The 12,772-nt window shown below is 71.2% G+C and carries 15 protein-coding genes and 1 pseudogene; 11 read left to right on the top strand and 5 right to left on the bottom strand.

What is annotated here, in order from left to right:
• The first annotated feature begins 1 nt into the window (after position 1).
• The 5 genes and pseudogenes from OG574_RS17535 to OG574_RS17515 form a co-directional block, all read left to right on the top strand.
• Positions 2 to 1,369: an ABC transporter ATP-binding protein gene (locus OG574_RS17535; protein ID WP_398375151.1), complete on the top strand. Its 1,368-nt coding sequence runs from the start codon at positions 2 to 4 to the stop codon at positions 1,367 to 1,369.
• 95 nt (positions 1,370 to 1,464) lie between these two features.
• Positions 1,465 to 2,859 carry a M1 family metallopeptidase gene (locus tag OG574_RS17530; protein WP_326774000.1) on the top strand — a complete coding sequence of 465 codons (1,395 nt, stop codon included), beginning with the start codon at positions 1,465 to 1,467 and terminating at the stop codon, positions 2,857 to 2,859.
• Positions 2,860 to 2,911: 52 nt separating this feature from the next.
• Positions 2,912 to 3,583 carry a trimeric intracellular cation channel family protein gene (locus tag OG574_RS17525; protein WP_326773999.1) on the top strand — a complete coding sequence of 224 codons (672 nt, stop codon included), beginning with the start codon at positions 2,912 to 2,914 and terminating at the stop codon, positions 3,581 to 3,583.
• Positions 3,584 to 3,649: 66 nt separating this feature from the next.
• A complete protein-coding gene (locus tag OG574_RS17520; protein WP_326773998.1) occupies positions 3,650 to 4,504 on the top strand; it encodes a thioesterase family protein in 855 nt (284 codons plus the stop codon).
• Positions 4,505 to 4,629: 125 nt separating this feature from the next.
• Positions 4,630 to 4,884: pseudogene (locus OG574_RS17515) on the top strand (DNA-binding transcriptional regulator); the annotation flags it as partial.
• Here OG574_RS17515 and OG574_RS17510 read toward each other — a convergent pair.
• Positions 4,847 to 5,704 carry an alpha/beta fold hydrolase gene (locus tag OG574_RS17510; protein ID WP_326773997.1) on the bottom strand — a complete coding sequence of 286 codons (858 nt, stop codon included), beginning with the start codon at positions 5,702 to 5,704 and terminating at the stop codon, positions 4,847 to 4,849. The pseudogene OG574_RS17515 and the gene OG574_RS17510 sit on opposite strands and share 38 nt — an antisense overlap.
• A gap of 78 nt (positions 5,705 to 5,782) precedes the next feature.
• Entirely contained in the window at positions 5,783 to 6,400 is a 618-nt protein-coding gene (locus tag OG574_RS17505) for a TetR family transcriptional regulator (protein WP_326773996.1), read from the bottom strand.
• Between the two features lie 114 nt (positions 6,401 to 6,514).
• Here OG574_RS17505 and OG574_RS17500 point away from each other — a divergent pair, with 114 nt between their 5' ends.
• From OG574_RS17500 to OG574_RS17490, 3 genes are all read left to right on the top strand, one after another.
• The gene (locus tag OG574_RS17500) at positions 6,515 to 6,676 is read left to right on the top strand and encodes a hypothetical protein (protein WP_165914619.1); all 162 of its coding nucleotides are present in this window, start codon (positions 6,515 to 6,517) and stop codon (positions 6,674 to 6,676) included.
• Between the two features lie 52 nt (positions 6,677 to 6,728).
• On the top strand, positions 6,729 to 7,055 hold the full coding sequence (locus tag OG574_RS17495) for a hypothetical protein (protein ID WP_326773995.1): 327 nt from the start codon (positions 6,729 to 6,731) through the stop codon (positions 7,053 to 7,055).
• Positions 7,056 to 7,134: 79 nt separating this feature from the next.
• Positions 7,135 to 8,304, top strand: coding sequence for a cysteine desulfurase family protein (locus tag OG574_RS17490; protein ID WP_100598282.1), 1,170 nt, complete (start codon positions 7,135 to 7,137; stop codon positions 8,302 to 8,304).
• Between the two features lie 40 nt (positions 8,305 to 8,344).
• Here the strand turns inward: OG574_RS17490 and OG574_RS17485 are convergent, their stop codons facing one another.
• A complete protein-coding gene (locus OG574_RS17485; RefSeq protein ID WP_326773994.1) occupies positions 8,345 to 9,049 on the bottom strand; it encodes an N-acetylmuramoyl-L-alanine amidase in 705 nt (234 codons plus the stop codon).
• An 84-nt stretch (positions 9,050 to 9,133) separates the two neighbouring features.
• On the opposite strand from OG574_RS17485, the gene mnmA reads away from it, so the two are divergent.
• Positions 9,134 to 10,264 carry a tRNA 2-thiouridine(34) synthase MnmA gene (gene mnmA, locus OG574_RS17480; RefSeq protein ID WP_326773993.1) on the top strand — a complete coding sequence of 377 codons (1,131 nt, stop codon included), beginning with the start codon at positions 9,134 to 9,136 and terminating at the stop codon, positions 10,262 to 10,264.
• Positions 10,265 to 10,285: 21 nt separating this feature from the next.
• On the opposite strand, the gene OG574_RS17475 is transcribed toward mnmA, so the two are convergent.
• Positions 10,286 to 11,065: an alpha/beta fold hydrolase gene (locus OG574_RS17475; protein ID WP_326773992.1), complete on the bottom strand. Its 780-nt coding sequence runs from the start codon at positions 11,063 to 11,065 to the stop codon at positions 10,286 to 10,288.
• A gap of 41 nt (positions 11,066 to 11,106) precedes the next feature.
• Positions 11,107 to 11,430, bottom strand: a complete 324-nt coding sequence (locus OG574_RS17470; protein ID WP_100598279.1) for a DUF427 domain-containing protein — start codon at positions 11,428 to 11,430, stop codon at positions 11,107 to 11,109.
• A 52-nt stretch (positions 11,431 to 11,482) separates the two neighbouring features.
• Between OG574_RS17470 and OG574_RS17465 the strand changes: the two genes are divergently transcribed.
• Both OG574_RS17465 and OG574_RS17460 read left to right on the top strand, forming a co-directional pair.
• Positions 11,483 to 12,022, top strand: a complete 540-nt coding sequence (locus OG574_RS17465) for a TIGR00730 family Rossman fold protein (protein WP_100598278.1) — start codon at positions 11,483 to 11,485, stop codon at positions 12,020 to 12,022.
• A gap of 7 nt (positions 12,023 to 12,029) precedes the next feature.
• Entirely contained in the window at positions 12,030 to 12,728 is a 699-nt protein-coding gene (locus OG574_RS17460) for an SDR family oxidoreductase (protein WP_326773991.1), read from the top strand.
• Positions 12,729 to 12,772: the final 44 nt, after the last annotated feature.

The raw sequence follows: 12,772 nt of genomic DNA, 5'->3' as shown, positions 1-12,772 counted from the left end.
CGTGAGCGAGACGAAGAAGGAAGACGCAGGGGACGCAGCGGCGGCCACCAAGGCGGCCACGGTTCCCGCGCAGGCGGCGTCCCCCGAGGACCGCGAGGTGCTGCTCAAGGTCGAGAGCCTGGTCAAGCACTTCCCGATCAAGAAGGGGCTCCTCCAGCGGCAGGTCGCCGCGGTGAAGGCCGTCGACGGGATCGACTTCGAGGTCCGCAAGGGCGAGACCCTGGGCGTCGTCGGCGAGTCCGGCTGCGGCAAGTCGACCATGGGCCGGGTCATCACGAAGCTGATCGAACCCACCGGCGGCAAGATCGAGTTCGAGGGCCAGGACATCACGCGCCTCGGCACGCGGGGCATGCGCCCGCTGCGCCGCGACATCCAGATGATCTTCCAGGACCCGTACGGCTCCCTGAACCCCCGGCACACCATCGGCTCGATCGTCTCGGCGCCGTTCCGGCTCCAGGGCGTGGAGCCCGAGGGCGGGGTGAAGAAGGAGGTCCAGCGCCTCCTGGAGCTGGTGGGCCTCAGCCCGGAGCACTTCAACCGCTACCCGCACGAGTTCTCCGGCGGCCAGCGCCAGCGCATCGGCATCGCCCGCGCGCTCGCGCTCAAGCCGAAGCTGGTCGTGGCGGACGAGCCGGTCTCCGCGCTCGACGTGTCGATCCAGGCGCAGGTCGTCAACCTCATGGACGACCTGCAGTCCGAGCTGGGCCTGACGTACGTGATCATCGCGCACGACCTCTCCGTCGTCCGCCATGTCTCGGACCGCATCGCGGTGATGTACCTCGGCAAGATCGTCGAACTCGCCGACCGCACCTCGCTGTACGAGGCGCCGATGCACCCGTACACCAAGGCCCTGATGTCGGCGGTGCCCGTCCCGGACCCCAAGCGCCGGGGCGCCAAGAGCGAGCGGATCCTGCTCAAGGGCGACGTGCCCTCGCCGATCTCGCCGCCGAGCGGCTGCCGCTTCCACACGCGGTGCTGGAAGGCGACGGAGATCTGCAAGACGGCCGAACCGCCGCTGATCCAGCTCGCCCCCGGGCGCCAAGTGGCCTGCCACCACCCGGAGAACGCCGAGGACCAGGCCCCGGACGACACCAAGCTGCTCGCGGTCGCCAGGGAGGCGATCGAGGTGGTGACGCTGGCGCGGACCGAGGCGGATGACGCCGACGACGTGTCCGAGGTGTCGGCCAAGGCGGCGGCTGAGAAGCCGGCCGAGAAGCCGGCCGCGGATTCGGTTGAGGAGCCGGCCGAGGAGTCTGCCGATACTCCCGAGGCGGCTTCCGACGCCGGTGACGACAGTGACGTCCAGCCGTCGGACGACGCGGGTGACGCGGACGGGACGGATGACGTCCAGGAGTCGTCCGGCAGTTAGCGGGGATTTGACCGAGCAGGTCATGTACACGCCCTGACGGGAGAGTGCAGAGTCTGCGTGTCCGTTACATCGGAACACGCGCGAAGGGACGACTCATGGCACTCTCCCGTTCGGCACGTCTGGCGGCGGTCGCGACAGCGGCCGCCTCGTTCTGTCTGATCGCCGCGGCCCCGGCCCCCACCCCCGGCTCGGACGGCATCGGCGACCCGTACTTCCCGCAGCTCGGCAACGGCGGCTTCGACGCCACCCACTACGACCTGAACGTGGCCTACGACCCCGCGACCGACCGCCTCGACGGCGTCACCACCGTCACCGCGCGCGCCACCCAGAACCTCTCCTCCTTCGACCTGGACCTCCAGAAGCTGACCGTCACCTCGGTCGAAGTGAACGGCAGACGCGCCCACTTCACGCGCTCCGGCGACGAGATACGCGTCACCCCGCGCGACGCGATCCGCGACCACCGCACCTTCTCCGTCACGGTCACCTACGGCGGCGTCCCGGAGGCGCTCAACGGCCCCATCGTCTTCGGCTCCGACTACGGCTGGATGAAGACCGACGACGGCGTCTTCGTCGCCTGCGAACCCAACGCCGCCTCCACCTGGTTCCCCTCCAGCGACCACCCCTCCGACAAGGCGACGTACGACATCCGCATCAAGGCGCCCAAGGGCCTGACGGGTGTCTCCAACGGCCGGCTCGTCGACACGTACGACGTCCGGGGCGGGCAGACCGTGCACCACTGGCGCGAGTCCCGGCCGATGGCGACCTACCTCGCGACCGCCTCCATAGGGAAGTTCGACGTCAAGACCGGCAGGACCCCTTCGGGCATTCCGATCTACGTAGCCATCGACCCGGTCCTGAAGAACAGCAACAACGTCGATGTGTACGGCGTCACGGCCGAGGTCACCGACTACTGGTCGCAGGTGTTCGGCCCCTACCCGTTCGAGGAGACCGGCGCCGTCGTCGACGACATGCCGGAGGCGGGCTTCTCACTGGAGACCCAGTCCAAGCCGAGCTACTCCGCAGTCCGCTCCGAGGGCACGATCGTGCACGAGCTGGCCCACCAGTGGTTCGGAGACTCCGTCTCGGTGCGCCAGTGGAAGGACATCTGGCTCAACGAGGGCTTCGCGAGCTACGGGCCCTGGCTGTGGAACGAGCACAAGGGGCGTACCACCGCCCACGACTCCTTCCTCGCCGCCTACAACTCCGTCCCCGCCACCTCGTCCTTCTGGCAGAGCGTCATCGCCGACCCGCAGCGCGACACCATGTTCAACAGCGCCGTCTACAACCGCGGCGCGATGACACTCCAGGTCCTTCGCGAGCGCATCGGCGACAAGGACTTCTTCAAGCTCCTTCGCACCTGGACCTCCACACACCGCTATGGCAACGCGCAGACCGCCGACTTCATCCGCCTCGCCGAGAAGGTCTCCGGGCAGGACCTCGACGGGCTCTTCCAGACGTGGCTCTACACGAAGGGCAAGCCCGCGCTGTAGGCCACGCGTCACACCTGGCTCGGGGGCACCCGGCAGTGCGTAACAATGTCGGGTGCTTCTGGAACTCTTCACCCCCTCCGTCCAGCATTGGCTGGACCTCATCGGGATCTTCGTCTTCGCGATCTCCGGCGCTCTCCTCGCGGTCCGCAAGAACTTCGATGTCTTCGGCATCGCCGTTCTCGCCGAGGTCACCGCGCTGGGCGGGGGGCTGTTCCGCGACGTGATCATCGGCGCCGTCCCGCCGGCCGCGTTCACCGACCTCGGTTACTTCCTGACCCCGCTGGTCGCCGCGGGCCTCGTGTTCTTCCTGCACCCCGAGGTGGAGCGCACCCAGGTCGCGGTGAACATCTTCGACGCGGCCGGCCTCGGCCTGTTCTGCGTCACCGGCACGGTCAAGGCGTACGACTACGGGCTCGGGCTCACGGCCTCCGTGGCGCTCGGCCTCACGACCGCCGTGGGCGGCGGTGTGCTGCGCGACATCATCGCCAACGAGGTCCCGTCCCTGGTCCGCTGGGACCGTGACCTCTACGCGGTACCGGCGATCGTCGGGTCGACGATCATCGTCCTGTGCATCCGCTTCGACGTGCTGTCCGCGTTCAGCAGCGGCGCCGCGGTCATCACGGCGTTCGTGCTGCGGCTGCTCGCGATGCGCTATCACTGGCGGGCGCCGCGGGCCTGGCACCGCAGGTCGTCGGCGACGGAGGTGCCGGAGGAGACGCCCTGACCTGGGCTGTTATGTACTTCGAAGCAAAAGCTACCGCTTAGTAGTTTCCTGTTGTACCGTACCTGCATGGCACAGGTATCGTCCGCCGCGCAGGCGGTCATCGGCGACAGCGAGTTCGACCGCGACACCGCGGTCACCCGGCGCGAGCCCGGTGTGTACGACATCGACCTCTCGGCCGGCTGGACGATCATCAGTGCCGTCAACGGCGGCTACCTGCTCGCCGTGCTCGGCCGCGCCCTCGGCGACGCGCTGCCGCACAGCGACCCGTTCACCATCTCCGCGCACTACCTGACCGCGTCCAGGCCCGGCCCCGCCGTGATCAGGACCGACGTCGTACGCACCGGCCGCACCCTCTCCACCGGCCAGGCCTCCCTCTTCCAGTACGACGACGAGGGCGCCGAGGTCGAGCGGATCCGCGTTCTCGCCTCCTACGGTGACCTCGACGCGCTCCCGGACGACGTCCGTACCACCGCGAAGCCCCCGCACTTCCCGCCGGTCGAGCAGTGCTTCGGCGCGCAGGACGGCCCCACGCCGATCAAGGGCAGCTCCGCCATCACCGAGCGGCTCGCCCTCAAGCTCGACCCGGCCACGCTCGGCTGGGCGATCGGTTCGCCCTCCGGCAAGGGCGAGATGCGGGCCTGGTTCGGCCTCGCGGACGGGCGTGACGCGGACCCGCTCTCCCTGCTCCTCGCGGTGGACGCGCTGCCGCCGACCGCGTTCGAGATGGGCCTGACCGGCTGGGTCCCGACGGTCGAACTGACCGTCCACGTCCGCTGCCGCCCCGCCCCCGGCCCTCTGCGCGTCTCCATCACCACCCGCAATCTCGCGGGCGGTTTCCTGGAGGAGGACGCCGAGGTCTGGGACAGCGAGGACCGCCTGGTGGCCCAGTCCCGGCAGCTCGCGCGCGCGAAGCTGAGCTGAACGGGGCGGCGGGTCCGGGTGGCCGAGCCCGGAGCCGTAGCGGCGTGGACCGGGTCGAGGTGCGCCCGTTGCCGTAGCGAGGCCGGCGTCCGGTCGAGGTCGGGCCCGGCGCCGTCGAGGCCACTGCGCGTGTGCGGCGCACCCACCTCGACCTGTTCCTGCGGCTGTGCGGCAACGCGCTGACCGCGCCGCCCGACGACGACGGCCGCAGCGAGTGGATCACCGTGCACCTCGGCTACGGGGAGGTGCGCGAGGCCCGCTCGCTCCACTCCTTCGCCGACCACGTGCAGGTCGTCGAGCCGCCCGAGATCCGTGCGGAACTCGCCCGCTGCGGCGCCGCGATCACCGCCGTGTACGGTCCGCCCACAGGAACTCCTTGACGGCGCCGGTCAGTTCGGCCGGCGCGTCTTCCTGTACGAGATGCCCCGCGCCCTCGATCAGCCGCAGTTCGGCACCGGGGATCAGCTTCGCCAGCTCGTGCCCGCGCGCGACCGGGATCCAGGTGTCCTCCGTGCCCCAGCAGATCAGCACAGGAAGGTCCAACTCCCCGTACCGGCCCTGGATCTCGTCGGTGAAGCGCTGGTCGTTCTGCTCGATCTGACGGTAGAACGCGGGCTGCCCCTCCGGAGTGCACCAGGGGGCGACCAGTCGGTCGAGGGTGGCCGGGTGCAGGCCCTGGTGGCTCGCCGACCTGATGTACTCGCGCACGAGCGCCTCGTGCAGCGCCGGCGGGAGCTGGGCGAACACGTCGGCGTGCGCGCCGAGATGGCGGTACGTGGGGGAGCCCCATGGAGCGAGCGCCACCGGGTCGACCAGTGCGAGCCGCTCGTAGCGCGCGCCGTGCAGCAGCCGGGCGCGCAGGGCGACGCAGCCGCCGAAGTCATGGGCGACGACGGCGGGTTCGGCGCCGGGCCGGTCCAGGCCCCAGTGCCCGAGCAGCTCGGTCAGGACGCGGGCGTGGGCGGCGAGGGTGACGTCCTGCCCGTCGTGCTTCGCCGAGGCGCCGTACCCGGGCAGATCCCATACGTAGACGCGATGCCGCGTGGCGAGCGCGCGGGCCGGGCCGCGCCAGACGTACGAGGAGAAGGGCGTGCCGTGGACGAGGACGACCGGCGGCGCGTCCGCCGGGCCGAGCGCGGCCCAGGCGACGTCGCCGGACGAACTGGCACAGGAGCGGTCGAGATTCCAGTCGGCGGTCATGCTCTTCAGGCTAGGGCGTGTCCCGGCCGGGGCGGGGGACTTGGGCGCCGGTGGGTGGTGGGCCGTGGCCGGCGGCGTTCAGTCCAGCCAGTGCGCCCTGCCGAGGTTGACGAGGCGCAACTGCCGTGTGGCGACGTCGATCGCCGCGTCCATGCGCTCCGGCGGGGTCTCCAGGAAGACGGACGCGGTCATCACCATGTGCTCGACGTAGTGCCACGCCAGCATCCGCAGGTCGTCCTGGCTCCAGCCGGCGGACACCGGGTCCGCGGCAAGACCCTCGGCCACCTCCTCGGCGAACCGCGCGAGCTGCCCGCCGATGGCGTCCCGCACGCGCTGGACGCCGCCGTGCCGCTCACGCGCGATGAAGCGCACGTGGGAGGGGTGCGTGCGGACCAGACGGGCGATCAACTCGACGGTCCGACCCAGGCGTTCCTCGTTGCTGCCCGTCGTGGTCAGCATCGTGGTGATCGTCTCGTGCAGGCTGCCGAGCGCCTCCTCGACGAGCGCGACGCCGAGCTCGGCCGTCGAGTCGAAGTGCCGGTAGAACGCGGTCGGCGCGACCCCGACGGCCCGGGTGACCTCGCGCAGCCCCAGGCTCGACAGGCTCTGGTCCTCGAGCAGCTCCAACGCCGCGTCGAGCAGCGCCTGTCGGGTCTTCTGCTTCTGGGCCTGCCGGATGCCGAGAGTGTGACTCATGCCATGCAGTTAACACTTGTTCTCTGTAATTCGGAAGCCGTGTGCGCGCTAGACTCAGGAGTCAGTGAACGGTTGTAATCCCAACCGCCACCGACCCGACCATGAGAGGCACTCATGCTGTTCCTCGTAGCCGCCCTGCTTCTGCTGGGCGTCGCGCTGGGCTCCGTGGCCCACGCGCCTCTTCCCGTCACCCTCGTCGCCGCCGCCGTCATCGGCATCTGGCTGGTTGTCTTCGCCGTGCGCGAGCGGACCGCCCGACGACGCCACCAGCACTGATCCATCAGCCTGATCACGCCTGATCACGCCTGAACCAAGAGGGGGTACCACCATGAACATCACCGCTGACACCACTACCGGCACCAGCGCCCACACCGACGCCGTGGCCGGGACGGCCCCTGCGGAGCAGCCCCGCACCGGTGCGCGCGACGCCGACGGAATGGCCGTCGCCTCGTTCGTCCTCGGGCTGCTCGGACTGCTCGTCCTCAACCTCTTCCTCGGCCCGATCGCCATCGTGCTCGCCGGCCTCGCCCTCATGCGCGGCACCGCCCGCCGTGGCCGTGCGCTGCTCGGACTCGGGCTCGGAATCGCCGACCTGGCGGTCCTCGCGGCGTTCGTCGCGACCGACCACACGCTGTCCTGGAGCCTCACGGGCTGACCCCTTTGACGCCCTGCGTGGGACGGGACCCCACGCGGCGCGGAGCACGGGGACAGGGGCTCGTAGAATCGAGCCCACCATGGCTTACCTCGACCACGCCGCGACCACTCCGATGCTCCCGGAGGCCGTCGAGGTGATGACCGCCCAGCTCGCCCTCACCGGCAACGCGTCCTCGCTGCACGCAGCAGGCCGGCGCGCCCGACGCACCGTCGAGGAGTCCCGCGAGACCCTCGCCGAATCCCTCGGCGCCCGCCCCAGTGAGGTCGTCTTCACCTCGGGCGGCACCGAGGCCGACAACCTCGCGGTGAAGGGCCTGTACTGGTCCCGCCGCGACGCGGACCCCGCCCGCACCCGCGTCCTCGCCAGCCCCGTCGAACACCACGCCGTCCTCGACGCCGTGCACTGGCTCGGCGAACACGAGGGCGCCACCGTCGAATACCTGCCCGTCGACGCGTACGGGCGCGTGCACCCGGACGCCCTGCGCGAGGCGATCGCCCGCAACCCCGACGACGTGGCCCTCGCCACCGTCATGTGGGCGAACAACGAGATCGGCACGATCCAGCCCGTACGTGAACTCGCCGACGTGGCCGCCGAGTTCGGCGTCCCGCTGCACGCCGACGCCGTCCAGGCCTTCGGTCAGATCCCCGTCGACTTCGCCGCGTCCGGCCTCGCCGCGATGACCGTCTCCGGCCACAAGATCGGCGGCCCGTACGGCATCGGGGCGCTCCTCCTGGGCCGCGAGTACACCCCCGTACCCGTGCTCCACGGCGGCGGTCAGGAGCGGCATGTGCGCTCCGGGACGCTCGACGTGCCGGCCGTCGCCGCCTTCGCCGTCGCCGGACGGCTCGCCGCCGAACAGCGTGAGTGGTTCGCCCGCGAGATCGGCGGACTGCGCGACGGCCTGGTCGACGCCGTGCGCGCGGCCGTCCCCGAGGCGATCCTCGGCGGCGACCCGGCCCCCGGCGGCCGGCTGCCCGCCAACGCCCACTTCACCTTCCCCGGGTGCGAGGGCGACTCCCTGCTGCTGCTCCTGGACGCGCAGGGCATCGAGTGCTCCACCGGCTCCGCGTGCACGGCCGGTGTGGCGCAGCCAAGCCACGTACTGCTGGCCACCGGCACGGACCCGGACCTGGCCCGCGGCACCCTGCGCTTCTCCCTCGGCCACACGTCGACGGAGGCGGACGTGGCAGCGGTGGCGGACGCGATCGGACCGGCGGTGGAGCGGGCCAGGACGGCCGGGCTGAGCTGACGGCCGGGCTCGGCCGACGGCCGGGCCGAGCCAGGACGCCTTACGCCTTGGCCGTGCGCCCCTCTTCATGGGCGCGCTTCACCAGGCCCATGTACCGGTCCCAGTCCCAGTGCGGGCCCGGATCGGTGTGGTCCGTGCCCGGCACCTCGACGTGCCCGATGATGTGCCGCCGGTCGACGGGTATCCCGTAGCGCCTGCATATCCCGGCGGTGAGCCGCGCGGAGGACGCGTACATGGCGTCCGTGAAGTCGGCCGGGCGGTCCACGAACCCCTCGTGCTCGATCCCCACACTGCGCTCGTTGAATTCCTTGTTCCCCGCGTGGAACGCCACGTCCAGCTCGCGGATCATCTGCGCTATGTGGCCGTCCTTGCGCACCACGTAGTGCGCGGCCGCCCCGTGCCACGGGTCCTTGAAGACCTTCAGCGTCCCCTGGTAGCTGCCCTGTGTGACATGGATGATCACGCGGTCGATCGTGTAGTCGGCGGGGCGGTCCGCCCGCCGCCAGTTCGCCGCCGCAGCGGCCACCCACTCCGCGCCCCTGAAGTCGACCTCGCCGGCCTTGCGCGGCTTGTCGACGCCGGGCATCTGCCACCACATGTGCGCCAGGTCGCTGCGGGCGAGCAGGCCCACGCCGACGGCTGTCGCCGCGCCTCCGATCAGCAGCGTCCGCCGGCTGACCCCCCGGTCACCGTCGCGCTTCGCGCGGCCCCCGGACTTTTGCCGCGACTTCCCCTGTGCTCCCACGACCCGCCCCCGTTCACGTCGTACGAGATCCACAACGGATACTCGCGGGATTCGGTTCCCGCGGCCCCGTACCCTGTTAGAGCTATGACTTCGCAGACCCCGCAGAGCACCCGCCCCCTTCGCGTCCTCGCCGCCATGTCGGGCGGCGTGGACTCCGCCGTCGCCGCCGCCCGCGCGGCGGAAGCGGGCCACGACGTGACGGGCGTCCACCTCGCCCTCTCGGCGAACCCGCAGTCGTTCCGCACCGGAGCCCGCGGCTGTTGCACCGTGGAGGACTCCCGTGACGCCCGCAGGGCCGCCGACGTCATCGGCATCCCCTTCTACGTCTGGGACCTCGCCGAGCGCTTCCGCGAGGACGTCGTCGACGACTTCGTCGCCGAGTACGAGGCCGGGCGCACCCCGAACCCGTGCCTGCGCTGCAACGAGAAGATCAAGTTCGCCGCGCTCCTCGACAAGGCGCTCGCCCTGGGCTTCGACGCGGTCGCCACGGGCCACTACGCGAAGGTGGTCGAGCACGCGGACGGCACCCGCGAGCTGCACCGCGCCTCCGACATGGCCAAGGACCAGTCGTACGTCCTCGGAGTCCTCGACGACCGCCAGCTCGCGCACGCCCTGTTCCCCCTCGGCGACACGGTCACGACGAAGGGCGAGATCCGCGCGGAGGCCGAGCGGCGCGGCCTCGCGGTCGCCAAGAAGCCCGACTCGCACGACATCTGTTTCATCGCGGACGGCGACACCCAGGGCTTCCTCGCGTCGCGCCTGGGCAAGGCCGAGGGCGACATCGTCGACGAGGCGGGCAGCAAGGTCGGCACGCACGAGGGCGCGTACGGCTTCACGATCGGCCAGCGCAAGGGCCTGCGCATCGGCACCCCGGCCCCCGACGGCAAGCCGCGCTACGTCCTGGACATCTCGCCGGTGAACAACACGGTGACGGTCGGCCCCGTCGGCTCCCTCGATGTCACCGCCCTCACCGCCATCAAGCCCCGCTGGTGCGGCACGGCTCCCTCGGGACCGGGCACGTACACCGCGCAGCTGCGCGCCCACGGCGACGAGACGCCGGTGACGGCGGAGCTGGTCGACGGCACTCTGACCGTCACCTTCGACGAGCCCGTACGCGGCGTCGCCCCCGGCCAGGCCATCGTGCTCTACGACGGCACGCGCGTGGTCGGCTCGGCGACGATCGCGACGACCACGCGCGCGAAGACGGCTGCCTAGCCGCTTACGGGGCGCGCGGGCCTACGCCGAGAAGAAGTCGGTGAGCAGCGGACCGAGCGCGTCCGGATCCACCGCGTGGGTCTGGCCGTCGAGCGTGCGGTACGTCCCGTCGGGCACCGCCCCTGCCACCGTCCGCGCCGCCTCGCGCATCCACGAGGGGCTCGCGCCGCCCGCGACGGCGAGCACCGGCACGGTGATCGAGGCCAGCCGCTCCCGCGGCACCAGACCGTCACCCATCGCGGCATTGTCATAGGCCAGGGTCGGCGCGACCGCCTCCATGTCCGGCCACCAGGGCGAGCGCCGGGCGCCCGCGATCATCTCGGCGGGCGCGCCGGTGAGCGACATGAACAGCTCCACCGCGTCCCCGTTGCGGCCCTCGGCGAGGAGCCCGGACAGCTGCCGCGTGTACTCCGCGCGCTCCTTGCCGCCCCCTTCGTCGACCGCGAACGGGGGTTCGTACACGGCGACCCGGGTCACCGGCAGCCCACTCGCCGCCGCCTCCAGGGCCAGCGCCGCGCCCGACGACATGCCGTAGAGCGCCGCGCTGCCGCCCACCGCGTCGATGAGCGCGGCGATGTCCTCCACCTCGCGGGCGACGGCGTACGGGGCCGTGTCACCGCTCGCGCCACGGCCCCTGCGGTCGTACGGGACGGCGCCGAGTCCGCCGCTCAGCCGGGCCGCCAGCGGCTCCATCGACGAGCCCGCCGACAGGGCGCCGCTCACCAGGATGACCGCCGGGCCCGCGCCGGTGCGCTCGTACGCGATGGCCGTGCCGTCGGGAGAGTTCGTCTTCTTGTCCATGTCTGTGAGGACTCCCTCGTCCGGCGGAACTCATCACGCGGTCAGACGGTTTCCACCTCGTAGAAGCACAGGTGGTCCTTGATCTCCGCCACGTCCGGCTTCGGGTCGGGGTATGCCCACACCAGGTCGGGGGCGTCCGGCAGGGACCAGTAGGACGCCGTTCCCTTGAAGGGGCAGTACGTCTGTGTGTCGGACGGGGTCAGCAGGTCCGTGCGGACGTCCGCCGGCGGGATGTAGTAACGCACGGGACAGCCCGTCTCGCGCAGCAGCAGCGGGCGGGCGCTCTGCGCGAGCACCACCCCGCCGTGGACCACGCGTACGGAACCGGTGCCCTGCTCGATCGTGATCGTGTGTCCATCAGCCATACCTGGGACAGCACCGGCGAGGCCGCCGTTCTTCCCCCGTACGGTAGGAGACATGAACATCTGCGTCTTCCTCTCCGCCGCCGACCTCGCCGACCGCTACACCCGACCCGCCCGTGAGTTCGCCGAACTGCTCGGCAAGGGCGGTCACACGCTCGTGTGGGGAGGTTCGGAGAGCGGTCTCATGAAGGTCGTCGCGGACGGTGTGCAGGAGGCCGGAGGGCGCCTCGTGGGCGTCTCCGTGGACTTCCTCGCCGACCTGGCGCGGGCGAACGCCGACGAGATGGTCATCGCCCGCGACCTCGCCGAACGCAAGGCGCTGCTCCTGGAGAAGGCCGACGCCGTCGTGATCATGGTGGGCGGCGCGGGCACGCTCGACGAGGCCACCGAGATCCTGGAGCTGAAGAAGCACGGCAAGCACAACAAGCCGGTCGTCCTGCTGAACTCGGCGGGCTTCTACGACGGCCTCAAGCAGCAGTTCCGCCGCATGGACGACGAGGGGTTCCTGCCGCTGCCGCTCACCGAACTCGTCTTCTTCGCCGAGGAGCCCGTCGGCGCGCTGGCCTACCTGGAGGAATCACTCGGCACGCTCTAATGCGAGCATGGCCCGTATGGCAACACATGTGATCACCGGGGCCGGATCAGGAATCGGCGCGGCCGTGGCGCGCCGTCTGCACGCACGCGGGGACCAACTCGTCCTCCACGCGCGCGACGCGGCCCGCGCGAAGGAACTCGCGGCCCAGTTCCCCGGCGCGGCCACCCTCGTCGGCGACCTCGCCGACCCGGACAAGCTCTCCTGGGCGTTCTCGCACCAGTCGCTGCCGGACCGGGTGGACTCGCTGCTGCACATCGCGGGTGTCGTCGACCTCGGCCCGGTCGGCGAGCTCACCCCCAAGTCGTGGCGCCACCAGCTGAACGTGAACCTGGTCGCCCCCGCCGAACTGACCCGCCATTTCCTGCCCCAGCTCCGCGTCGCCCACGGCCACGTGATCTTCGTCAACTCGGGCGCGGGCCTCAGCGCGCACGCCGACTGGTCCGCGTACGCCGCCTCCAAGCACGGCCTGAAGGCGCTCGCCGACTCCCTGCGCCAGGAGGAGCACGGCAACGGCGTGCGGGTCACGTCGGTCTACCCGGGCCGCACGGCCAGCGCGATGCAGGTCAAGGTGCATCAGCAGGAGGGCAAGCCGTACGACGCCGCCCGCTGGATCGACCCCGAGTCGGTCGCCACGACGATCGTCATGGCGCTCGACCTGCCGCGCGACGCCGAGGTCAACGACCTCACGGTGCGCCCGGGCCGCTAGCGCCTTCCGGGCCTTGGTCCACCTGCGCCTGAGCCGGCCCCGGC

The organism is Streptomyces sp. NBC_01445, from assembly GCF_035918235.1.
In the GTDB taxonomy this organism is placed as follows: domain Bacteria; phylum Actinomycetota; class Actinomycetes; order Streptomycetales; family Streptomycetaceae; genus Streptomyces.
The sequence above is the reverse complement of the archived record's forward strand: the minus strand, read 5'-3'. Positions and strand labels throughout refer to the sequence as shown.